Annotated in this window: 18 protein-coding genes, 2 tRNA genes and 1 pseudogene; 14 read left to right on the top strand and 7 right to left on the bottom strand. The window is 64.8% G+C overall.

Annotated features, from left to right (window positions below; genetic code table 11):
- The first annotated feature begins 275 nt into the window (after positions 1–275).
- The 7 genes and pseudogenes from purB (at position 276) to AC5RUJ_RS02360 (ending at position 5,501) form a co-directional block, all read left to right on the top strand.
- The gene (gene purB, locus AC5RUJ_RS02390; RefSeq protein ID WP_494127628.1) at positions 276–1,688 is read left to right on the top strand and encodes an adenylosuccinate lyase; all 1,413 of its coding nucleotides are present in this window, start codon (positions 276–278) and stop codon (positions 1,686–1,688) included.
- Between the two features lie 159 nt (positions 1,689–1,847).
- A tRNA-Met gene (locus AC5RUJ_RS02385) sits at positions 1,848–1,921 on the top strand.
- 337 nt (positions 1,922–2,258) lie between these two features.
- Positions 2,259–2,546, top strand: a complete 288-nt coding sequence (locus AC5RUJ_RS02380; RefSeq protein WP_494127629.1) for a hypothetical protein — start codon at positions 2,259–2,261, stop codon at positions 2,544–2,546.
- 20 nt (positions 2,547–2,566) lie between these two features.
- Entirely contained in the window at positions 2,567–3,745 is a 1,179-nt protein-coding gene (locus tag AC5RUJ_RS02375; protein WP_494127630.1) for a hypothetical protein, read from the top strand.
- Positions 3,742–4,218 (top strand): hypothetical protein, encoded by a 477-nt coding sequence (locus AC5RUJ_RS02370; protein ID WP_494155579.1) that lies wholly within the window; start codon positions 3,742–3,744, stop codon positions 4,216–4,218. The genes AC5RUJ_RS02375 and AC5RUJ_RS02370 overlap by 4 nt, the downstream gene beginning before the upstream one ends.
- Before the next feature lie 336 nt (positions 4,219–4,554).
- Positions 4,555–4,701, top strand: a pseudogene (locus tag AC5RUJ_RS02365) (IS110 family transposase); the annotation flags it as partial.
- Positions 4,702–4,955: 254 nt separating this feature from the next.
- Positions 4,956–5,501 carry a hypothetical protein gene (locus AC5RUJ_RS02360; protein ID WP_494127632.1) on the top strand — a complete coding sequence of 182 codons (546 nt, stop codon included), beginning with the start codon at positions 4,956–4,958 and terminating at the stop codon, positions 5,499–5,501.
- 861 nt (positions 5,502–6,362) lie between these two features.
- On the opposite strand, the gene AC5RUJ_RS02355 is transcribed toward AC5RUJ_RS02360, so the two are convergent.
- The 4 genes from AC5RUJ_RS02355 to AC5RUJ_RS02340 all read right to left on the bottom strand — a co-directional run bounded on the left by AC5RUJ_RS02355 (position 6,363) and on the right by AC5RUJ_RS02340 (position 12,573).
- Entirely contained in the window at positions 6,363–7,031 is a 669-nt protein-coding gene (locus AC5RUJ_RS02355) for a hypothetical protein (RefSeq protein ID WP_494127633.1), read from the bottom strand.
- An 831-nt stretch (positions 7,032–7,862) separates the two neighbouring features.
- Positions 7,863–8,714 carry a pyruvate, water dikinase regulatory protein gene (locus AC5RUJ_RS02350; protein ID WP_494127634.1) on the bottom strand — a complete coding sequence of 284 codons (852 nt, stop codon included), beginning with the start codon at positions 8,712–8,714 and terminating at the stop codon, positions 7,863–7,865.
- Positions 8,715–8,733: 19 nt separating this feature from the next.
- Positions 8,734–11,139 carry a phosphoenolpyruvate synthase gene (gene ppsA, locus AC5RUJ_RS02345; protein WP_494127635.1) on the bottom strand — a complete coding sequence of 802 codons (2,406 nt, stop codon included), beginning with the start codon at positions 11,137–11,139 and terminating at the stop codon, positions 8,734–8,736.
- Positions 11,140–11,358: 219 nt separating this feature from the next.
- Positions 11,359–12,573, bottom strand: a complete 1,215-nt coding sequence (locus tag AC5RUJ_RS02340; RefSeq protein WP_494155578.1) for a mechanosensitive ion channel family protein — start codon at positions 12,571–12,573, stop codon at positions 11,359–11,361.
- Between the two features lie 165 nt (positions 12,574–12,738).
- On the opposite strand from AC5RUJ_RS02340, the gene AC5RUJ_RS02335 reads away from it, so the two are divergent.
- The 5 genes from AC5RUJ_RS02335 (at position 12,739) to AC5RUJ_RS02315 (ending at position 17,514) form a co-directional block, all read left to right on the top strand.
- Positions 12,739–13,299: a MarR family winged helix-turn-helix transcriptional regulator gene (locus tag AC5RUJ_RS02335; RefSeq protein ID WP_494127637.1), complete on the top strand. Its 561-nt coding sequence runs from the start codon at positions 12,739–12,741 to the stop codon at positions 13,297–13,299.
- A gap of 152 nt (positions 13,300–13,451) precedes the next feature.
- Complete coding sequence (locus tag AC5RUJ_RS02330; protein ID WP_494127638.1) at positions 13,452–14,168, top strand: DUF2238 domain-containing protein; 717 nt, start codon at positions 13,452–13,454, stop codon at positions 14,166–14,168.
- 129 nt (positions 14,169–14,297) lie between these two features.
- Positions 14,298–14,371, top strand: a tRNA-Val gene (locus AC5RUJ_RS02325).
- Positions 14,372–14,741: 370 nt separating this feature from the next.
- A complete protein-coding gene (betT, locus tag AC5RUJ_RS02320) occupies positions 14,742–17,006 on the top strand; it encodes a choline BCCT transporter BetT (protein WP_494013580.1) in 2,265 nt (754 codons plus the stop codon).
- Positions 17,007–17,079: 73 nt separating this feature from the next.
- The gene (locus AC5RUJ_RS02315) at positions 17,080–17,514 is read left to right on the top strand and encodes an acyl-CoA thioesterase (RefSeq protein ID WP_494025098.1); all 435 of its coding nucleotides are present in this window, start codon (positions 17,080–17,082) and stop codon (positions 17,512–17,514) included.
- 132 nt (positions 17,515–17,646) lie between these two features.
- Here AC5RUJ_RS02315 and rlmN read toward each other — a convergent pair whose 3' ends face one another.
- Entirely contained in the window at positions 17,647–18,864 is a 1,218-nt protein-coding gene (gene rlmN, locus AC5RUJ_RS02310; RefSeq protein WP_494102286.1) for a dual-specificity RNA methyltransferase RlmN, read from the bottom strand.
- A gap of 122 nt (positions 18,865–18,986) precedes the next feature.
- Between rlmN and AC5RUJ_RS02305 the strand changes: the two genes are divergently transcribed.
- Positions 18,987–19,469 carry a pyrimidine dimer DNA glycosylase/endonuclease V gene (locus AC5RUJ_RS02305; protein WP_494025097.1) on the top strand — a complete coding sequence of 161 codons (483 nt, stop codon included), beginning with the start codon at positions 18,987–18,989 and terminating at the stop codon, positions 19,467–19,469.
- A 91-nt stretch (positions 19,470–19,560) separates the two neighbouring features.
- Here AC5RUJ_RS02305 and AC5RUJ_RS02300 read toward each other — a convergent pair whose 3' ends face one another.
- Positions 19,561–20,259, bottom strand: a complete 699-nt coding sequence (locus AC5RUJ_RS02300) for a helix-turn-helix transcriptional regulator (RefSeq protein ID WP_494024107.1) — start codon at positions 20,257–20,259, stop codon at positions 19,561–19,563.
- Positions 20,260–20,332: 73 nt separating this feature from the next.
- On the opposite strand from AC5RUJ_RS02300, the gene AC5RUJ_RS02295 reads away from it, so the two are divergent.
- Positions 20,333–21,073 carry an alpha/beta fold hydrolase gene (locus tag AC5RUJ_RS02295; protein WP_494127639.1) on the top strand — a complete coding sequence of 247 codons (741 nt, stop codon included), beginning with the start codon at positions 20,333–20,335 and terminating at the stop codon, positions 21,071–21,073.
- 132 nt (positions 21,074–21,205) lie between these two features.
- Here the strand turns inward: AC5RUJ_RS02295 and AC5RUJ_RS02290 are convergent.
- The coding region (locus AC5RUJ_RS02290; protein WP_494155577.1) for an aminotransferase class I/II-fold pyridoxal phosphate-dependent enzyme at positions 21,206–21,578 on the bottom strand (373 nt) is incomplete at its 5' end.

Raw genomic sequence — 21,578 nt, 5'->3', positions numbered from 1 at the left:
CCCGCACGGACAGCAGTTCCTGCTCACAGGAAAGCAGCCGGCCGGGGGCCGGCCCCCATCCCGGGTCCGCCGAACCGCCCGGCCCGGCCTCCGCCGTCGCCGTTTGCCAAAACATCACCCTGGCCTCCTTTGCGCCTCGACTTCCTCCGAGGCTAGGGCCGCGTCGTCCGCGGGGCCTGACGCAGACCGGCTATGTGCATGAGGGAGAACGCGGCGCCGCTGTGCAGGCGAAGTCACCCGGAAAGCGGCGACATGGGACATGAAAGAATAGGGCCATGGCTGAAACTTCCCGTGTTCCCTTGGCAGAAGTCACCCCCGCTATCGCACTCGGTCCGTTGGACGGGCGGTACCACCAGGCGGTTGCGCCGCTGGTTGACTACCTCTCCGAAGCCGCGCTGAACCGCGATCGCGTGCATGTGGAGGTGGAGTGGCTGATCCACCTGGCCAACCAGGCCATACTGCCCGGGGCGGGACCGCTGACCGGGGAGCAGCAGTCGGCGCTGCGCAAAATCGTCACCGACTTCGACGGAAATGCCGTGCGCGAACTGGCGGAGATCGAAGCCGTCACCGTCCACGACGTGAAGGCCGTGGAGTACTTCATCGGCCGCCGACTCGGACAGCTGGGCATCGAGAACCTCACCGCCATGGTGCACTTCGGCTGCACCTCGGAGGACATCAACAACCTCTCCTACGCGGTGGGAGTGAAGGGGGCCGTGGAACAGGTCTGGCTGCCGGCCGCCCGCGCCCTGGTCGAGCAGTTCGCGGCCATGGCCCGCGAGCACCGCGACGTGCCGATGCTCTCGCGGACCCACGGACAGCCCGCCACCCCCACCACGCTCGGCAAGGAGCTGGCGGTCATCGCCCACCGCCTCACCCGCCAGCTGGACCGGATTGCCCGCACCGAGTACCTGGGCAAGATCAATGGAGCCACCGGCACGTATGCGGCGCACTACGCTTCTGTTCCCTCGGCGGACTGGCAGGCCGTCTCGAAGAGCTTCGTCGAGGGCCTGGGCCTGGCCTGGAACCCGCTGACCACCCAGATCGAGTCGCACGACTGGCAGGCCGAGCTCTACTCCGACATCGCCCGCTTCAACCGGATCCTGCACAACGCCTGCACGGACATCTGGAGCTACATCTCCATCGGCTATTTCGCCCAGATCCCCGTCGAAGGAGCCACCGGCTCGTCCACGATGCCGCACAAGGTCAACCCGATCCGCTTCGAAAACGCCGAGGCGAACCTGGAGATCTCCAACGGCCTGCTGGACACGCTGGCGGCCACCCTGGTCACCTCCCGATGGCAGCGCGACCTCACCGACTCGTCCTCGCAGCGGAACATCGGTGTCGCCTTCGGGCACTCGCTGCTGGCCATCTCCAACGTTGCCAAGGGCCTGGACCGGCTCAGCGTTCCCGCCGAGGTGCTGGCGGCGGACCTAGACCAAAACTGGGAGGTGCTCGGCGAGGCCATCCAAATGGTCATGCGCGCCGAGGCCATCGCCGGGGTCGAAGGCATGGAGAACCCGTACGAGCGGTTAAAGGAGCTCACCCGCGGCCACCGCGTTGACGCCGAGCGCATGAAGGAGTTCGTCTCCGGCCTGGGCCTCTCCCCCGACGCCGAGAACCGCCTGCTCGCGCTCACCCCGGCCAACTACAACGGCATCGCCGGCAAGCTGGTGGACCACCTGCGCTGACCCTCCCTGGTTCTGCCGACGACGGCGGCGGTCGCCTTCCGCAGGGGAGGCCACCGCCGCCGTCGTCGTCTGCAGGACCATGGCTGATGGCCCGAAGCAGTGACCCCACTCACCAAATTCGTCGTTTGGTGATGGGTGGGTCTAGAGTCATTACTACGCCGCGGGGTGGAGCAGTTCGGTAGCTCGCCGGGCTCATAACCCGGAGGTCGTAGGTTCAAATCCTACCCCCGCAACGAATGAAGGCCCTCTGACTAGGGATTATCCCGGTCAGAGGGCCTTTCTTATTGCTTGGAAACTGTTCGCCTCCGTTCTAGACTCCGGTCTAGTCTTGAGTGGTCCAGCAAGGCTATGTGAGGGACGACAGGCCCGTGCCTCCATGCCTCGTTCATGTCGGCGAAGCCCCCTCACTTGTTAGCCGAAAATCTCCGGGCACCAGTGGAGCAATTTCTGGAGCTTCATCGCGTTGTGCTCGCTCTTCCGACGTGCTCCCGACCGACTCTGAAGGGTGTCGTGCCAGTTTCGAGCAGCGCGCGCCCTGTAACGTATCTGACACAAGAATAGGTGGTATGTATGGCGACGAAACAGCGAAGTCTCGGAGCTGCAAAGGTGCCGGAGCTCCTCTCGACGTTGTCACTCACGCATGAGGAGCCATGTTCGGCGTGTCAGGTGATGCGCGAGACGAAGGAACCGCACGCAGCCCTCGCCGGGGTAGGGGCGCAGCGCGTGATTGCCAGCATGGGAAAGCACTCAGACGAGCAGGACTACGTGTGCACTTTCTGCGGTAAGGCATGGATGCACGAGACGGGTGACTCCGGCTATGCGTTCGGCTGGATCGAGAGTTTAGGCAGAACTTCGTGAATGCCCGGATGTGATCCGCCATGGCGATCGACGTTCTGTTAGACGGGGTGGCTGTCCCGATTGATGAGGCTGTATTCAGGACGCTTCTCGACAACTCTGTAGCGGGCACCTACGCAGGCTATGAAAAGGCGCTCGGATCAGGCAGAATCAATTTCTCCGACCTCGTCTATCTCGCGGGGAAAGGCGACATCCCCTACTCGTTGTTCTTCGCCCCCATTGCGCTCGTGAAGGAGCAGGTGAGGAAGAAGACCGAGAAGCTCCTGGCCGGGCTCAGCAAGGACACGTTTTCGATTGGGTCGCGCGCCAGTGTGGAGCTGCGAGATGTCGAGCTGATCGTAAAGGACTTGATCCGCAAGCAGCAGCTCGTGCGAACACATGATAAGTCGCTGAAGCGGAACTCAATCGTAGGTTTGCTTCGTGATGCAAGGTCATCTGTCGACGCTGACGCGGCCCTGCTTATGTCGGCGGTTGGCCTTACGCACGACGCCATCCGCGCGTGCAAGACCAAGGAAAAAGCGCTAGATCTCTTGATCGAGCGCCTGGAGGCGAATCAGATCCTGATTTCACGTAGCGTCCAGCACCATATGCCACAACGTCTGACGCATGTGAGCTTCAGCGGGATGACGATCCGAGATAACAAGGTTCCATTCATCTTTTTGGCGGGAGGTGATCACGGGGACGACCAGGAGCCGGTTGGGCGGACGATTTTCACGCTGACACTGATGACAGTTCTGATCGCCCGACGAATCTTCGCTCCGATGACCTGGGACGGTGGCAGCGCTCAGACGGATCCTGGCCGAGAGTACGACATTGCTGGTGCGATGCTGATGCCCGCGGATCGGTTCCGGGCGATCGGACCGACCTCTCTTGACGAGATGAGGAATGCGTCGGAGGACTTCAAGGTGACTGCGAGTGCGGTTGCTGTCCGTGCAATGCGGCTCGGAATGATCAATGGCGAGACCGCGAGTAACTACTTGGGGCAGTTGCGCGAGGAGTTCCGGAAACGTTCCAAGGGTGGCCCTCGGAACAAGATCCTCCCCGAGAACGCCGTTCGTAAATACAACGGGCGGGAATTCACTCGTCGAATGCTGCACGCGCTCGATAGCGAGAGCATATCGACTGGTGAGTTCTGTCGTTCCGTCTGCCTGAACCACCTCAAACCATCACAGATCGACGACCTGCGGCGGGCATTAGGATGAGTGGCTTCGGGCAGCGGTATGTGGTGGACACGAACGTTTTGAGTCAGCTTGGACAGCGGCGACGGGCAAGCGCGTACTTCGTGGAGAACGTTGTCCTGCCGGAGGCAGTGCTTCACGAAGCCGAGGGATTCCCGGACATCGCACTATTGCGCGACAACGTTCATCCGACAACGCCGCGGATGCTCCATCTGCTTATTGAGGTCATGGCTACCGTGCCAGACACGGACACCGGGCTGATCGACCTCTACGCCAACATGGGCAACGCTGATCCGCTGGTCGTGGCATGTGCTCTCGAGGGCAAGGAGCACGACAGCCAATATCTCATGGCCCCGGAGTGGATCGTCGTCACCGGGGACGGAGCGGTTCGCGCGAAGGCGGAGGAGTTCAAGCTGAATGTGCTCAGCATGGATCAGTTTGCGACGCTCATCGACGAGGCTGCGGCAGGTCAGAGGGGATTGCGTCGCGATGAATGACGGACTGGGCTGGGAGTCGGCGAGTCCTAGCGGACGAGCGAGCAGTGCGGCAGCGCTTGCGAGCCCGAGCCGACGCCCGTGCCAGGAGTGGGCATGAGGACGGCGACACCGAGGTGGCGCTGATGGTTGCCCTTTCATCGACCATGTGCTCACAATCCTGCGCCAGCTCATGGACTACGACCGCGAGCACACCGATGTCCAACTTATCTCGGTGCCCGAGACGGGTCAGCTGATTGAGATCGCCCCCCGCTTCGCTTCGCCCCAAACAGCGCCGCATCATTGTCGAGCCAAGCCCCTCCGCCCGCTTAGCAGCGGCATGCCGCACTCGCACGAACGCCGACGTCTGCCATGCGCCGTATCGCCGACTTGCACCCCGGTGAAGCCAAGACCGATGCCCGGGACGCGGCCATCATCGCCGAAGCAGCCCGCACCATGCCCCACACGCTGTGCTCCATCCAGATCGCGGATGAGCAGGTAGCCGAGCCTGTTCCCCCAATGCCCCTGACAACGTCGTTGGCGCTCTCAGCGGGCAACGTGTGGAGCAGCCACGAGACAAGAAGATCATGGAGGTCCCCGATAAAGACGGGTAGTCATCAATTATGACGCTGCCCTGAACATCAATGGGAAGTGTTCTTTCTATCGAGTTTCTTTCCGACTTTGACGACGCACCTCCTAAAGGATGCAAAGTTTCACAAGCATGACGGTAAAGTCGTGACAAAAGAAGGTGGAGTCCAGAAGTGGCAGCGCATAGTTTTGAGACGCTAAAGAAGGTCATCGAGGACAATTCCGTGGCCAGGCATTTTTATGACGCCGTGCATGAATGGGCCGTGGTCGCAGTTGAGGAACACCCGGATAGCGAGGGTGAATGCGTCTGCGGGCAGCAGAACCTGCTTTACATGTACACCATCTACAACAGCAAAAATCAGGAAACGCTCTCCTATATTGGAAGCCGATGCGTGCACCACTTCAAGCGCCAGGACTTGGATGCGCAGGTCTCAGTGCTCGGCCAGCTTCTGGCGCTGAAGAAGGCAATAGAGGACCGTAAGAAGATCACCCTGACGTCGGACTATTTTTCCCGAGCCTTGCTGGAGTGGCTATTCGCTGAAGGGGCGTTCAACGATGCGCGCAACGGCAACAACGGAGAAGGAGACTATGCCTTTTTCCTCAAGATGTTCAACAAACGCAAGAAGGAAGACATCTCGGTTGCGCAGAACAGGAAGATTTGGGCGATGCTGAACTACCAGGTGAAGCCCTTTATTCAGAGCCACCCCGCGCTCGGGTAACAGCGCGCTCCCCGGCTTGGACGCTTTGCTAGAGGTGACCAAGAAAGCGGCTGAGAGCGCCCGGTACCTACGTCCTTCCCGGATAAGTTCTTCACTCAGGTGCCTCCACAATCGGGCATGAGCAGCTCCCGCTCCTGGATGGGTGATGTCGCCGGCGACTACTCCGCTGGCATTCAGGGTAGCTACCACCGCATCGCTCGCACCCCCGCAGGAACTGCTACAGATCCTAGAGGAAGTCCCAGCCTCCTACGCTGCCTATACAGCCGCAGAAAGCGCGATTGCAGAGTGGGCCAGGATCTCGCCCCGGTCACTGCTCGGGGATCTGAGCATCCGCACTGATCGAATCAGCGGCAGCAAAAAGCGGCACGCCAGGGTTCGGTGCGGGCTCAGGGACGATCGAATACTATGAGTTCCTTTGCCCCTGCGGTGAGGGAAAGGTCATCGAAGAACATGACAACACACCTGGCTTCCGGGAACACGATCGCTGGATCAGCTGTGACAAGTGCGGCGAAGAATGGCGCTTCGTCGATGGTCTTTCCGTGCGGGAGTGGCGCCTGGAGCCAAAAGACCAACGGCGACGCGAGTTGATAGCCAGCTAAATCCGCTCTGACACAGCAGCCCTACATCATCTTCGGATTACGTGGGGCTGCTGTGTTTTGAGAAGGGGCTGGATGCAGGCACGCAATCGCATCCCCGCAAGGCTTAGGACCCTGCTTTCGCAGGGGCCGCGGACCCGGCCTGATGCGAACAGGCTGCCATCTGAGTGCGGTTATCCGGAGCCAGGGCACCTTGAGCGAGATCGCAACGATGGATTCAGGCTTGAGTCGCGATAAGGTACTGGCTTGTCGTCAGCTGGCCCGCTCAATATTCGTTATAGCTTCCAACTTCTGACTCGTACTCGGCGCGCATCTCTGCTTCGAACTCACGCCGCTCGGCGAGAAAATCTTCCTGTGCCTCGCTGTAGGCCCACAGCACGTCAATGCCGGCCGAGACTATATTGTATGTCTCCTCAAGGCACTTGCTGAGTGCACGGAAGTCGATGAAGTCCTGGGTGTCCGGAAGCCCGCCAGAGTAACGGAAGGTCTGGCCGTTCGGATCCGCTTCGATAAGCCAGGAGAGTGTGCGGCTTGTGTCTTTCGGCATTTCTGGCAGGTCGAGCTGAGCGAAATGACCGGCCAGCTCCGTGGCCAAAGCCCGCATACTGTGCGTTCTGTTTAGCCACCCCCGCAGCCTTTCGGGATCGAGCGCTTCCTCCTGCTCACCGTTCGCCCGCCGGAGCCTGGCTGCCAACTTGATCTGTTGTTTCAGTGAAAGTTCGACCGCATGCCGCCATAGATACATAAACGGCATGAGAATCGTGTCGTCGATCGGCTGGCCCTGGAACGAGGCAGCAAGTCGCTTCGCTGCTTCGACGTACCCGAATTCAACGTCAGAGTCGTCCTGATACGGATACCGCACGATAAGGCTCTGATTATCGTTGCTTGCGAACACTTTGAACAGATGCGGGCTTTGCGCTGGTTTGTTCCCCATGGAGGAAGCATAAGGTGGCACGGCAGCTGGGCCGCCCGCCGGTTCCGCAACGGGGGCCTACGTAGACTGCCGAGTTGACGCGTGCGCACCGCCGAAGCGAAAGACCTTGTTGGCGACGAAGCCATCTTGTTCGGCCCCGGCGATGACGTTCCTGGGCCGAGGACTGGGTGGCCGCGCCTGAAACGATCAATTACGAAATTGTCACGCGGGTCGGTAAGCGAGTGCCCCGCCTATACTTCGGCCGCAGCCGGGGACCCGGCGGCATCGCAGCCCCGAGTGCGACGACAACGCAAGACACTGAAAATGCCTGAGCACTACCAGCTTCGACGCGAAGTGCCTGGGACGGGTTGAGACTGCCCCTGAAATGGCTGTTCGGGCTTTCGAGTAAGAGTACGGCTCTTTCGGTGGTTTCTGCGGGGTACCAGCGTCTTCTATCACCCCAAGTCAGAGCTGTTTTCTGCTGTCATCCGCTCTCATTGGCTGTTATCGAATCTGCGGAATAGATGCGGAATTCCGCGATAGTCTGCTACCGAAAGTTACCGCTAGATGGTCCTTCACCGCGGCGCTAATGCCTGAGACTTATGTACTGCCTGAATGGTCAGGTGTCGCACTGCGATGCAGCCCTGTCACCGTTCGAACCTTTCCCACTGGGCAAGGTTCAGCGAGATGCTCACCCGGACATAATCACGTTATCGGCGTTTCGAGAGACGGTCTGCGCCAAATTGTGGCTATGCCGGCGTTCGGCGGAGGCGCTAGGAGATGGGTCTGCCTGATTAGCGCTCCGCTGCAGGTGCTCCGGCGGCTGCTGTGCAGGGGCCAGTGCTTGCAAGGTCAGTGTTGCAGCCGCATCCGCTGCAGGATGGTCGCGGAGATTTCCTCCACTGACATGAATGCGGAGTTGACGTACGGTATCCCGTTGACGGCGTACATGTCCTCGGCGCTGCGCAGCTCGAAGCTGCATTGGGCCAGCGAGGCGTAGGTGCTGTCCGGCCGGCGCTCCTGGCGGATTTGGCTTAGCCGGATCGGCAGTGAGGTCAACCCAAAGCATCTGCGCACGTAGGGCCGCAACGGCTCCGGCAGCGAGCGGCGGGCGAAGTCCTCCTCGATCAGCGGGAAGTTGGCGGCCAAAATGCCGTGCTGCAGCGCCAGGTACATCGTCGTCGGGGTCTTGCCGCAGCGCGAGGGCGCGATCAGGATCAGTTCCGCCCGTTCCAGAGCGCGGATGGACTGCCCGTCGTCGTGCTCGATGGCGTATTCGACGGCGGTCATGCGTGACTGATAGCGAATGGCGTCGCCGACGCCGTGCGCCCGGCCCGGCTCGCCGGTGGCGGAGGCCTGCAGGGCTTGCTCGAGCTGGCCGATGTGGGCACCGAACAGGTCCACGAAGTGTCCCTTGCTCCCGGCCAGGATCGCACGGATGTCGCTGCCGACGGCGGTGGAGAAGACGATCGGCCGCTGCCCGGCCGCGGCGACGCTGTCGATGATGGTGACGACCTCGCGCGCCTGTTCCTCCGTCCCGATGAAGGGAATGGTGCGCCGCTCCAGCCGCGGCCCGGGGAACTGGGTCAGCAGCGTGTTGCCCAGCGTCTCGGCCGTGATGCCGGTGCTGTCGGAGAGGAAGAACACCACGGGGCCGGGGCTGTGGCCCGCCCCCGTGGTGTTCCGGCGAAGGTTTCCGCTCACCGTGCGGTTCCGGGCACGCTCATCCCCGGACTGCGGTTTCACGACCGCGGGCCAGTCGCAGCCAGGTGTCCGTCACGGCGTCCGGGTTCAGCGAGATCGAACTGATGCCCTGTGCCAGCAGCCATTCGGCGAAGTCCGGGTGGTCGCTGGGGCCCTGCCCGCAGATGCCGACGTACTTGCCGCGGGCTCGGCAGGCGCCGATCGCCATCTCCAGGAGCTTGGTGACCGCCGGGTTGCGTTCGTCGAATCCCCCGGAGACCAGGGCCGAGTCCCGGTCCAGGCCCAGAGTGAGCTGGGTCAGGTCGTTGGATCCGATGGAAAAGCCGTCGAAGTACTCCAGGAACTCATCGGCCAGCAGGGCGTTGGCCGGCAGTTCGCACATCATCACGATTTCCAGCCCGTCCTCGCCGCGGACCAGCCCGTTGACGGCCAGCAGCTCGGTCACCCCGCGGGCCTCGTCCAGGGTGCGCACGAAGGGGACCATAACCTTGATGTTGGACAGGCCCATCTGCGTGCGGGCCAGCTTCAGGGCCTCGCACTCGAGTTCGAACGCCTGGCGGAACGAGTCCGAGAGATACCGGGAGGCGCCGCGGTAGCCGATCATCGGGTTCTCTTCCTCGGGCTCGAAGGCCGGGCCGCCGAGCAGGTTGGCGTACTCGTTGGACTTGAAGTCCGAGAGCCGGATGATCACCGGTTCAGGGGCGAAGGCGGCCGCGATGGTGGCGATGCCCTCGGCCAGGCGCCTCACGTAGTAGTCCCGGGGCCCGTCGTAGGCGGCGATCTTCTCCTGGATTTGCTGCACGGTGTAGTCGGACAGCGCGGCGGGGCGCTCGATTTCCCCGGCCAGGGCCAGGAGGGCGTTGGGGTGAATGCCGATCTGGCGGTTGATGATGAATTCCAGCCGGGCCAGGCCTACGCCGCGGTGCGGCAGCCGGGAGAAGCTGAAAGCCTGTTCGGGGGTGCCGACGTTCATCATGATCTTCACCGGTGCTTCCGGCATGGTGTCGAGGGCGGTTTCCTCCAGGGTGTAGTCCAGCAGCCCGGCGTAGACCAGGCCTGCCTCGCCTTCGGCGCAGGAAACGGTCACGGGGGTGCCCTCGCTGAGCACCTGGGTGGCGTTGCCGGTGCCGACAACGGCCGGGATGCCCAGCTCGCGGGCGATGATGGCCGCGTGACAGGTGCGCCCGCCGCGGTCGGTGACGATGGCGGCGGCCTTCTTCATGATCGGTTCCCAGTCCGGGTCGGTCATGTTGGCCACGAGCACGTCGCCGGGCTGGAAGGAGGACATCTGGTCGATCGAGGTCAGCACGCGCACCTGGCCGGCGCCTATGCGCTGGCCGATGGCCCGGCCCTCGGCCAGCACCGCGGAGCGCTCCTTGAGCGTGAAGCGCGAGAGGGTGCCGGCCGCCTTGCGGGACTCGACGGTCTCGGGGCGGGCCTGCAGGATGTACAGCTGGCCGTCGGTGCCGTCCTTGCCCCATTCGATGTCCATCGGGCGGCCGTAGTGGGCCTCGATAGCCACCGCGTGCCGGGCCAACTGCTCCACCTCGGCGTCGGTGAGACTGAAGCGCCGCCGCTGCGAAACCGGCACCGGGGCGAACTCGATTGTGCGGCCGCGCTCGACCGATGCTGTGTAGGTCATTTGCACGGCCTTTTCGCCCAGACCGCGCTTGAGGATGGCCGGCCGGCCGGCGGCCAGGGCGGGCTTGTAGACGTAGAACTCGTCGGGGTTCACCGCACCCTGAACCACGGCCTCGCCCAGGCCGTAGGAGGAGGTAATGAAGACCGCGTCGCGGAAGCCGGACTCGGTGTCCATGGTGAACATGACCCCGGAGGAGCCGACGTCGGAGCGGACCATGCGCTGGATGCCCGCCGAGAGGGCCACCTCGGAGTGGGTGAACCCGTGGTGGACACGGTAGGCGATCGCACGGTCGTTATAAAGCGAGGCGAAGACGTCCCGGATGGCCGCCAACACGTTCCCGATGCCGCGCACGTTCAGGAACGTTTCCTGCTGGCCGGCGAAGGAAGCGTCGGGCAGGTCTTCGGCCGTGGCACTGGAGCGCACGGCCCAGGACACATCCTCGCCGTGGTTGCCGGCCAGCTGCGTATAGGCGGCACGGATCTGCTCCTCGAAACCGGCCGGGAACGGTGCCAGGCGGATCATTTCCCGAATCCTTGCCCCGGCGGCACCCAGGGCGGTCACGTCGTCGCTGTCCAGGCCCTTGAGGACGGTCTCGATGCCGGCTTCCAGGCCGGATTCGCGCAGGAAGCGGCGGTAGGCGTCGGCGGTGGTGGCGAAGCCGTCCGGAACCTTTACTCCGGCCGCTGCCAGGTTTCCGATCATCTCGCCCAGCGAGGCGTTCTTGCCCCCGACCTGGTCAAGGTCGGACAGGCCAACTTCGGAAAACCACAGAACGTCAGTCATGGATGATGCTCCTTTTGGGCCATGCGCTCCAAGGCGCTGTGGGTAAAAGAGGTGATGCCCAAGGCTGTCCGGAGGAGCTCCCGGACACAAGCGGTTGTGACACACGCAACAGTTCTGAAGGTCACGAAAGGTCACCGAATGGACGCACAGCCCGCGGGCCCCCGCATCAGCGCCGGGCAAACCAGACGCACCCTCAGGAGCTGCGACGAGGATGCACGCCTACCCGCCCTGGTTCGCCTTTCGCTCACGCTCCTCGTAGGCCTCCTCGCCCGGGCCGGTGAACGCCTGGTTGCGCTCCACGGCGTCGATGGATCCGGTGAACAGCTGAGAGTCGCCCGCGCCGGTCATCACCGCGGCCGCGGGACGGCGGCGGCCGGCGGCGGGGGCCTCGCCGCTCTCCGCCCGGCCGACGGCTTCCCACCGCTGCCGGGGAAGCGCCTGCGGGTATTCGCGCTGCAGGAATGTAACCATGGATTCCCGCACCAGGCAGCGAAGGTCGAACAGTGTGCCGCTGTCCCCGGCACTGACCAGGATGCGCACGCGGACCAGCGAGTTGACGGCGTCGGTGACCTGCAGGATGGCGGTGCGTCCGTCCCAGATCTCGGCCGCCTCAACCACGGCCTTGAGGTGCGCGCGCAGCTCGTCCAGGGGAACCCGCCAATCCACGTCCAGCTCCACCGTTCCCAGCAGGGCGGCGGTCCGGCGGGTCCAGTTCTCGAAGGGCGTGCTGGTGAAGTAGGTAGAGGGCAGGATCAGCCGCCGGTCGTCCCAGATGTGGACCACCACGTAGGTCATCGTGATCTCCTCCACGGTGCCCCATTGGTTCTCGACCACCACGACGTCATCCACCCGGATGGCATCCGTGAAGGCCAACTGCATGCCGGCAAAGACGTTGGTCAGGGAGCTCTGCACCGCGAGGCCGGCGACCACGGACAGGACACCGGCGGAGGCCAGGATACCTGCACCGAGGGCCCGGACCTGGGGGATGGTCAGCAGCACGCACGCGACCGCGATCGTCACGATCAGCGCCACGGCCACACGGCGCCCCAGGATCACCTGCGTCTTGAGCCGGCGCAGCCTGCGGTTGTCCTTGGTGTCCGTGCGGTACTTGGCCAGGATGGCCGCCTCAATCACCAGGAGCACGACGACGGCGAACCAGGCCAGCGCAGCTATGAGCACCACGATCAGGACGAAGTCCACGGCCGCGTGCCACGGCTCATCGGCGGACGTGATACGCAGGCCCACCCGGATTCCGATGACGGCCAGCGCCACCCGGAAGGGGCTGCGCCCGCGGGCCGAGACATCCCGGATGTTGGGCACACGCCGGAACAGCTGGTTCACTGCAACCCGCAAGAGCGCGGTGATCACCAGTGCTGAGGCAACGGCGATCAGCACTACTGTCGCCGGCTGGATCAGGTAGAGATAATCATCCATATTTTCGATGGTGCAGATCCGGCGCGGAGCCTGTCCAATCGGGCTGCGCGACCCTTCATACTGGTGCTGGAGTGCTTGGAGTTGCCTGCTCAGGACCACGCAGCCCCAGCCTAACGAAAATCAGTTCGGTTAGGCGAACCGAACTGATTTTGCTAGGTTGGTTTCATGTCAGATTTTTCCAGCGGCAATGAGACCGGCGGTGAGCAGCCCACACCGGGGGTGCAGGTCCGCCACGGCTTCGCCTTGCTGCTCCAATGGGCCAGCAGGAAAAAGATCCGCCGATACGTCTTCGGCCCCGAAGCCGAGGACCTCTCGCCCACCGACACGGCACTGCTGGAATACCTGACCAGGAGCGGCCCGATGCGGCTGTCCGACCTGGCCGCGCAGTGGGGAGTGAACAAATCCACCATGACCCCGCAAATCCGCCGTCTCGAAGCCAGGGAATTAATCGACCGCAGGCCGGACCCCGCCGACCGGCGGGCAACCCTCCTACAGACATCCGCCGCCGGTATTCAACTGCAACAGCAGATCGGCGCCGCCGGCGCGGCAGCGTTCGATGAAATACTCTCCAGCTGGTCACCGGAAGACAGGGAAATCCTCGGCGCCATGCTGGTCCGCTTCGCCAACGAGCTCTCCGCCGCCACGCCCCGGCTCTTCCAAAGCACCGCGTCAGCCCCCACCGACATTCCTCCAGCCCACGACCCGGAAAGAACCCCCAACCCCTAGAGCAACCCCCCGGGCCGCGATTTCCGCGACGTCTTCCACTCGCGTCGGGGAGGTGTCCCGCGCTCTCGAACTGCTGTCCTCGCCGGAGGGCGCTGCGTGCTTCTCCACACTGCAAGCAAATCGCTCCCATGAACTTTGTGAAGGTTGACTGAATGAGTCAAAGCAACGACATACAAGAAACGGTGCCGTCCAGCGACGCGCTCAGGCGCCACGCCCCACTGATCGTGGCCGAAGCCCTCTTCGCATTCTCTGCACTCAGCGCGCTCATGCGCGGCGAGCCCACGGCAGCCGTCATCCCCGTCGCACTGCTACTGGCCTCGTTCCCGGTTCTGCTGGTGGAGCGGTGGGCGCACGTTGAGATCCCCGCACGCCTACAGGGGCTCTACGCAGTGCTGCTGCTCGGCGGCCCGTACCTGGGAAGCCAACTGGGTTTCTACGCCATCTGGACACCGTGGGACACGGTCGTGCACTTCTACTCCGGATTCGTCGTCGCGCTCGGGATCGTTTTTGCCCTGGGCATCACCGGCCGCCGCTACGGGTTCTCGATGCCGCCCTGGCTCGCAGCGGTGATGATCGTCGCGTTCAGCGGTTTCGTCGCCCTGCTGTGGGAGATCGCGGAGTTCGCCTCCGATGCCGTGCTCGGCACCGAAGCCCAGATCACCAACTTCGACACCATGACGGACCTGATCGCCGGAACCTCGTCGGCGATCATCGTGGCGGCCGCGCGGTTCCTCGTCCGGCACAAGGGACATTTCCCCTCCGCCGAGACCCCGGCGCAGGGCCCACCACCTCGGCAGGTACCCAGTGCGCACACCCCGGCCGCGGGGCACCCTCGGAGTGCTCCGGTAACCGAAGGCGCCATGCGATAAGACCCGAACCACCGGGCCGACGTGGCCCGGCCGCCGTCGCACTTGAATCACAGGTTTCCCCGGCGCGTGCGGTGACGCTCCTCACCAAATTCGCCGTTTGGCCACTGGGGGGTCTACAGTCAGAGACGCCGCAGGGTGGAGCAGTTCGGCAGCTCGCCGGGTTCACAACCCGGAGGTCGTAGGTTCAAATCCTACCCCCGCAACTACTAGTGGGACCCTTGCCTGTTTCAGGCCGGGGTCCCACTTTTTTGGCCTACTCCCCTGCCGGAGCGCAGCCCGGAACCAGCCGGCAGCGCCCGAAGACGGACCCGAACGACCACGGGCAGCAGCCCGGCCGCCGACCAATGGCGGGCAGCAGCGCGCGGCCAGGAGCACCGCATGGCGGAGCCGCGCCGCGGGTTTGTCCCAGCGGCGTCCGGGCGGGGAGACGGAGGCGGGGCCCGGAAAAATTGCTCCCCCCGCAGGTGGGCACGGACAGGCTTGGGAGGTCTACGCTGTTCACCGCCACGGTTTTTTGGGCGACGTGCCGCTGACATAAGCGGCAGGCGCCGCCCGCGAGAGAAGGAGAATCCGATGGCTAACGCCGAAGACGACAGCATCTCGAACAATGAGGCGCTGAAACCACTCGTCGAACGCAGTCGCTTCGGCGTGGCGGAACGGCGCAAGCCCGCCGATGCCGATTCCGAGGCCAAGCGCCCGCCCATATCCAGCACGGAACTGAGCAAGGGGCCCGCCGAACTCACCGAGAACCGCGGCCCCCGGGTCAACTGGCGGGTTTTCATCATCTCGTCCGTGATCGTCCTGGCCTTCTCCATCTGGGCCATCATGGCCCCGGGCAACGCGGCCGGCACGATGCACACCATGGTCGGCTGGATCGCCACCAACCTGGGCTGGTTCTACGTCCTGACCGTCACCCTGGTCATTCTTTTCGTCCTGTGGGTGGCCCTCTCCAAGGAAGGCAGCGTCAGGCTCGGCCCCGACCACTCACGCCCCCAGTACAACCTCTTCACCTGGGTCGCCATGCTCTTCGCCGCCGGCGTGGGCATCGACATGCTCTTCTACTCCGTCACCGGCCCGATCACGCAGTACATCAACCCTCCCACCGCCGCACCCGAATCGGCGGAAGCCGCGCAGGACGCCGTCGTCTGGACCATGTTCCACTACGGGGTGGCCGGCTGGTCGATGTATGCCCTTCTCGGCATGGCGATGGGGTATTTCGCCTACCGCTGGGGCATGCCGCTGTCCATCAGGGCCGCGCTCTACCCGCTGCTGGGTAAGCGCGTGCGCGGGGCGACCGGCGACGTCATCGACATTTTCGCCTTGGTCGGCACCGTCTTCGGCGTAGCCACGTCGATGGGCATCGGCGTCGTCCTGCTCAACGTCGGCTTCAGCTGGTTGTTCGGCCTGCCGGAGGGCCTGGCCCTGCAGATTGCCCTGGTGCTCGTCGCCGTCGTCATGACCGTAGCGGCCTGTACCTCCGGCGTCGACAAGGGGATCCGGTGGATCTCCGAACTGAACCTGTGGGCGGCCGGAGCGATGATGCTCTACATCCTGGTCACGGGCAAGACCTCGTTCCTGCTGAACGCCATGGTCGAGAACATCGGCCGCTTCATCTTCTCGCTGCCGGAGCGCACCCTGCAGACCCTGGCCTACGAGGAGGACGGTTCGGCATGGATGGCCGGCTGGACCCTCTTCTTCTGGGCCTTCTGGCTGGCCTGGGGCCCGTTCGTCGGCCTCTTCCTGGCACGGATTTCGCGCGGCCGGACCCTGCGGGAATTCGTCATCGCGGCCATCACCGCCCCGGTCCTCTGCGACTTCTTCATCGTCTCAATCTTCGGCAACAGCGCCATGAGCGAGGTGCTCGCCGGCAATACCGAGTTCGCCCAGGAGGCCATCAACAGCCCCGAGCACGGGTGGTATGCGCTGCTGGAAATGTTCCCGGGCGCGCCGTTCCTGATCGGTCTGGCCACCCTCTCGGGTCTGCTGTTCTACCTCACCAGCGCCAATTCCGGTGCGATGGTGATGTCGAACTTCTCCTCCATGATCCCCGATCCGGCGATGGACGGCGCCAAGTGGCTGCGCATCTTCTGGGCCCTGGTCACCGCGATCCTCACGGTGGCCATGCTGGTGGCCGGCGGCGTGACAACCATGGAATACGCAACCCTGATCTTCGCGTTGCCGGTGACCGTCATCGCGTATCTCGTGATGGCCTCCTTCTCGAAGGTGCTCAGGATGGAACGGGCCGAGCGCGAGGGGCAGGTGCTGCGACGGCGCACTGCTGCCGCCCATGGCGGGCAGATACCGGAGAAGACCTGGCGGCAGCGCCTGGCGCGGCTGCGGTCCTACCCGTCGAACAAGGCCGTGGCACAGTTCGCCGAGCGGGTCGTGCAGCCGGCGCTGCAGGACGTCGCCAAGGAATTCACCGAACTCGGCTACGAGGCAGAGATGACGACGACGCCGAACCCGAAGACCGGCATCGACGAGCACATCCTCGTGGTGAATATGGACGACCACCGCGACTTCCACTACCAAGTGGCCGCGGTCGAGGCCCCCGTTCCGACCTTCGGCGGCCGCAGCATGCCCCGCGAGATCGACACGTACTACCGGCTCGAGGTGTTTACCCAGACCGGCAGCGAGGGCTACGACCTCATGGGTTTGACCCAGCAACAGGTCATCAACGACGTCCTCGACCGATACGAGGCGCACCTGGCGTTCCTCAAGTACTCCAGCGAACACGCCTACGCCTCCGTCCTCACCCCCGTGGTGCCGCCGACGACCGAGTCGATTCCGCACGTGCCCAAGAAGGCCGACGACGTCGAGAAGCTCGACGAATCCTAGGAGCGCCGGCCTGCGTCTCGGCGGCCCATTGACTCCCGACGAGCCGCCGGCCCCGTTCCGATACAGTCGTTGCATGGGCACCGACGACATTTCCTTCCATACCCGCAAGTGGGTGCGCCCCGAAGACCTTAACGCCAACGGCACCCTTTTTGGCGGCAGCTTGCTGCGGTGGATCGACGAACAGGCGGCCATCTACGCCATCGTCCAGCTGGGCAACGGCAAGGCAGTCACCAAGTACATGTCGGAGATCAACTTCGTCAGCTCGGCCCGCCAGGGCGATCTGATCGAGATGGGCCTGAAGGCCACGCATTTCGGCCGGACGTCCCTGACGATGCGGGCCGAGGTGCGGAACATGTTCACGCGCCAATCGATCCTGACCATCGAGAAGATCGTGTTCGTGAACCTGGGCGAGGACGGCAAACCCGCACCGCACGGCTTCACCGAGATCACGTACAGCCGCGACAGGGTGCCCCGGCAACATCTGGATCCCACGGCGGTCCAGGACTAGCGGGCCGGCGTCCCGCGGACGGCGGAGAGGGTCACCCGGGTCCAGCCGGTGGACGAGGAGGCCCGAAGCGCCGAAACCACCGGCGGGCCGGGTCCGAGGACCCGGCCCGCCGCCGTCGTTGTTTGTGAGGGGTTACTCCGTCGCCGCCAGCTGGCCGCAGGCGCCGTCGATCTCCTTGCCGCGGGTGTCGCGCAGTGTGGTGGGGACGCCGGCGTCGTTCAGCCGGGCCACGAACTCGCGGGTGACGTCCGGGTCGGACGAGGTCCAGATGGAGCCCGGGGTCGGGTTCAGCGGGATGGGGTTGACGTGCACCCAGCCGCGGCCGCGCTTGTTGAGCTTCTTGGCCAGCAGGTCGGCCCGCCACGCGTGGTCGTTCATGTCCTTGATCAGCGCGTACTCGATGGAGACGCGCCGGCCGGTGCGCTGGTAGTAGCCGTAGGCGGCGTCCAGTGCTTCGTCGACCTTCCAGCGGGAGTTCACCGGGATCAGTTCGTCGCGCAGTTCGTCGTCCGGGGCGTGCAGGCTGAGCGCGAAGGTGAAGGGGAGGTTCTCATCGGCCAGCTTGTTGATCGCCGGCACCAGGCCCACGGTGGAGACGGTGATGCCGCGGGCGCTCATGCCCAGGCCCTCGGGCGCCTCGTCCACCATGCGGTGCACGGCATTCATCACGCGCTTGTAGTTGGCCAGCGGCTCACCCATGCCCATGAAGACGATGTTGGTAACCCGGCCCGCGTCGGGGCCGGCGTCCTTGCGCTTGCCGCCGAGGCCGCCCTCGGCGATGACCCGGTTGGCCTGAACGATCTGGTCCAGAATTTCCGCGGTGGACATGTTGCGGGTCAGGCCGGCCTGGCCGGTGGCGCAGAACGGGCAGTTCATGCCGCAGCCGCACTGGCTGGAAACGCAGAGCGTGACCCGGCCCGGGTAGCGCATCAGGACCGATTCGACCAGCGAGCCGTCGAAGAGGCGCCAGAGGAACTTGATCGTGTCGCCGTTGTCGGTGGTCAGGCGCTTGACCTCGGTGAGGAGGGTGGGGAAAAAGGTCTCGGCCAGTTCCGCGCGCCGCTCCTTGGGCAGGTCGCTCATGCGCTCGGGGTCGGTGGTGTAGTGCTGGAAGTAATGCGTGGACAGCTGCTTGGCCCGGAACGCCGGCAGTCCCAGCTCCTTCATCTTGTCCTGCCGCTCGGCCAGCGTCATGTCGGCGAGGTGGAGCGGCGGCTGCGTGACGCGCGGGGACTTGAACTGCAGCAGCGGACGGCCCTCGCTGGTGACGGCCTGGTTCCAGCCCTCGGCGGCGGGACGCACCTGGGGCCGGTCGGAAGTTTTTTGGGGGGAAGAAATCTGCGAAGACATTGCCACCTATTGTCTCACAGGCACGATATAGTTCTCCCTTCGCCGCCGGCGGGCCGGGGCCGCGGCTGCTGCCGGCCGCTCGGCCGCCGCTGGGCAGGGCGAGGTGTGCTTATTCTGGTCCAATGCGGATATGGAGCCTGCACCCCCGGCTGCTCGACCGGAGGGGTCTGGTGGCCTGCTGGCGGGAGGCCTTGCTGGCGCAAAAGGTTCTCGCAGGCGAAACCAAGGGCTACCGCAACCACCCGCAGCTGCAGCGGTTCCGTGCCGCGGAGGACCCGATGGCAGCCATCGGCGCCTATCTGGAGGGGCTGGCAGCCGAGGCTGCGGCCCGCGGATATGCCTTCAACACCAGCCTGATCCGGTGTCCGGGAACCTCGGCGGCCGGTGCCGCCGCAAGGCAGCGGCAGCCGAGCCTGCCGGTCCATTCGGAACAGCTCAGCTTCGAACTGCGGCATCTGATCGCCAAACTCGCGGTGCGGGACCCGGACCACGCCGTGGTCCTGAACCAGCGGCTGGAGCGGCAAAGCCCCGGCCGGGTCCCCGACCCCCATCCGCTGTTCACCACGGTCGAGGGACCGGTGGAGGATTGGGAACGGCCGGTGTGACGCCTTCCGGCCCTCCGGCGTGCACGGGTCCGGCCGGGGTGTGGCCGACCCGGAGTCCGGCTGTTGTGACCGGAGTGGTTAATTGAGTGACTCAATCGCCCCGACCGTGCACCGGCCTGGCGTTCGCCGGGGGTTCTCCGACCTCGTGGATGGTATGGCCGCTGCAAGCCGTCTTGGTTACGCTGGCTCGCTCGATGCGTGACACGGTGAACCATCGCATGGCGTTGCGCAGCCGGCACCACCCCACCAAGTACCACTGGCCGTTCGTGGAGGCGAACAGCACCGGCTCAACGTCGCGGGTGGTCGTGGTCTCGTCTTTCGAGGTGTAGCGGATGCGGATCACCCGCTGCTCGGCCATCGCCTCCTCCAGTGCCGACTTGATGGAGCGCGACGAGGAGGGAAGCGCGTTGACCCAGACGCGGTGGGCCAGCTCGTCGGCCCGTGCTCGGGTTTTGGGATCGAGGACGTCCAGGATCTTCTGGATACCTGCTGCTGCCAGATCGGCGTAGGGGGCATCGGGTGCAGCGGACACGGCTGCCATGAGCGCCACGGCCTGCGCCGGGGACAGGCTGACGGGCGGCAGCGACGCGCCTGTAGCCAATCCGTAGCCACCGCCGGGACCCGGGCGAGACCATACAGGCGCACCGCTGTTCTCTAACGCATCGAGGTCTCTCTTAATAGTGCGCACGGATACCGCGAACTCTCTCGCCAACCGGTCGGCGGAAACCCCCCGTGCGCCGCTGCGGCGCAACATCTCGGACAGGGCATGGAGCCGCTCGACCCGCTTCACAGTTCAGGCGCCGACAAAATCATGACATAAATAGTGACATACCCTTGTCCGCAGTGCCTGCGAGGGTCGTGCCATGACAACTACTACGAGCACTCCGACCATCATTCTCATCGCCGGCCACTGGCTGGGCGCTTGGGCGTGGGATGAAGTCCTTGAACACCTGAGGACCGACCGCTCCCGCGCAATCGCGATGACGCTGCCCGGTCTCGACGGGGACGATCCCGAGCGAGCGGCGAAGACTCTCGACGATCAAGCCGCGGCGGTCCTAGACGTCATCGCTCAACTCGGGGTCTTCGAGGATCAGCCCGCAACTCTCGTCGCCCACAGCGGGGCGAACGCCCCCGTCAGCCTCGTCCTCGACCGGCACCCTGAGCTTGTCCATCGAGTGGTGTGGGTCGACTCCGGCCCCGTGGCCACGGGAAGCGCCTTCGCCCCGGACCTCCCGGAGGAGTTGGAAGAGCTTCCGCTGCCGCCCCTCGACGTCCTCGCACAGCAGGCGAGCCTCGAAGGCCTGAGCGCGGAGGTCCTCGAACGTTTCCAGGCCCGGGCCGTCCCTGAGCCCGGACCCGTGCTGCGTCAGCCCGTCGAGCTCACGAACGATGCCCGCCGCAAGGTCCGGACCACCCTGGTGTGCTGCTCGATCCCGAGCGCGCAGGTGCTGGAACTGGCCTGCGCAGGCCATGCCATGTTTGCCGAAGTCGCGAACATCGAGCACCTCGACGTCCTTGACCTCCCGACGGGGCACTGGCCTATGTGGAGCCGTCCCCGCGACCTCGCCACGGCCATCCGGTCAGCGGCTTCTCAAACAAACTGAACTGCACGTACAACCTGAAGGGGTCGGCCGCATCCGCGGCGCATGCGGCAGCCAGCCGCCCCTTCCCACGCTTGATCGACGTGCCCGGTCAGTAGAGCCAGGGGCCGGCCCTGGGCATGGCCGAGCCGGGAGCTAGCGGCTCCGGCCCTCCTGGAAGCGCACAATGCGCTCGATGGCCGTGGCCACGGCCTCGGCACCGGCGGCAAAGGACAGCCGGACGGAGCGCGTGCCGTTGACGGCATCGAAGTCGGCGCCGGGGACCAGTGCGACGCCCTCTTCCTCCAGGAGCGCCCGGCAGTATTCGGCCGAGTCGGCGAAGCCCTCCAGCTGCCGCCCGAGGTCGGCGTACAGGTAAAAGGCCCCGTCGGCCGGTGCCGCGCTCCCCCACTCGAGCCGGCTCAGGTTCTGCAGCAACAGGGCACGCACCTCGGCGAACGCGGCCACCGCGGCCTCCGCCTCCCTGTAGGAGTCCGCCTCGAACGCCGCCAGTGCCGCCAGCTGGGCC

It is taken from the genome of Arthrobacter sp. Y3223164, assembly GCF_059091005.1.
This window is presented reverse-complemented; position numbering and strand designations above follow the sequence as displayed.

Bases quoted from the DNA above. Each gene is read 5' to 3' on its own strand.
- AC5RUJ_RS02315 (WP_494025098.1), top strand. From the start codon at position 17,080: ATGGGCACCGACGACATTTCCTTCCATACCCGCAAGTGGGTGCGCCCC.
- AC5RUJ_RS02295 (WP_494127639.1), top strand. From the start codon at position 20,333: ATGACAACTACTACGAGCACTCCGACCATCATTCTCATCGCCGGCCAC.
- ppsA (WP_494127635.1), bottom strand. From the start codon at position 11,139: ATGACTGACGTTCTGTGGTTTTCCGAAGTTGGCCTGTCCGACCTTGAC.
- AC5RUJ_RS02370 (WP_494155579.1), top strand. From the start codon at position 3,742: ATGAGTGGCTTCGGGCAGCGGTATGTGGTGGACACGAACGTTTTGAGT.
- AC5RUJ_RS02380 (WP_494127629.1), top strand. From the start codon at position 2,259: ATGGCGACGAAACAGCGAAGTCTCGGAGCTGCAAAGGTGCCGGAGCTC.
- AC5RUJ_RS02305 (WP_494025097.1), top strand. From the start codon at position 18,987: ATGCGGATATGGAGCCTGCACCCCCGGCTGCTCGACCGGAGGGGTCTG.
- AC5RUJ_RS02355 (WP_494127633.1), bottom strand. From the start codon at position 7,031: ATGGGGAACAAACCAGCGCAAAGCCCGCATCTGTTCAAAGTGTTCGCA.
- AC5RUJ_RS02375 (WP_494127630.1), top strand. From the start codon at position 2,567: ATGGCGATCGACGTTCTGTTAGACGGGGTGGCTGTCCCGATTGATGAG.
- AC5RUJ_RS02330 (WP_494127638.1), top strand. From the start codon at position 13,452: ATGAGTCAAAGCAACGACATACAAGAAACGGTGCCGTCCAGCGACGCG.
- rlmN (WP_494102286.1), bottom strand. From the start codon at position 18,864: ATGTCTTCGCAGATTTCTTCCCCCCAAAAAACTTCCGACCGGCCCCAG.
- AC5RUJ_RS02340 (WP_494155578.1), bottom strand. From the start codon at position 12,573: ATGGATGATTATCTCTACCTGATCCAGCCGGCGACAGTAGTGCTGATC.
- betT (WP_494013580.1), top strand. From the start codon at position 14,742: ATGGCTAACGCCGAAGACGACAGCATCTCGAACAATGAGGCGCTGAAA.
- purB (WP_494127628.1), top strand. From the start codon at position 276: ATGGCTGAAACTTCCCGTGTTCCCTTGGCAGAAGTCACCCCCGCTATC.
- AC5RUJ_RS02335 (WP_494127637.1), top strand. From the start codon at position 12,739: ATGTCAGATTTTTCCAGCGGCAATGAGACCGGCGGTGAGCAGCCCACA.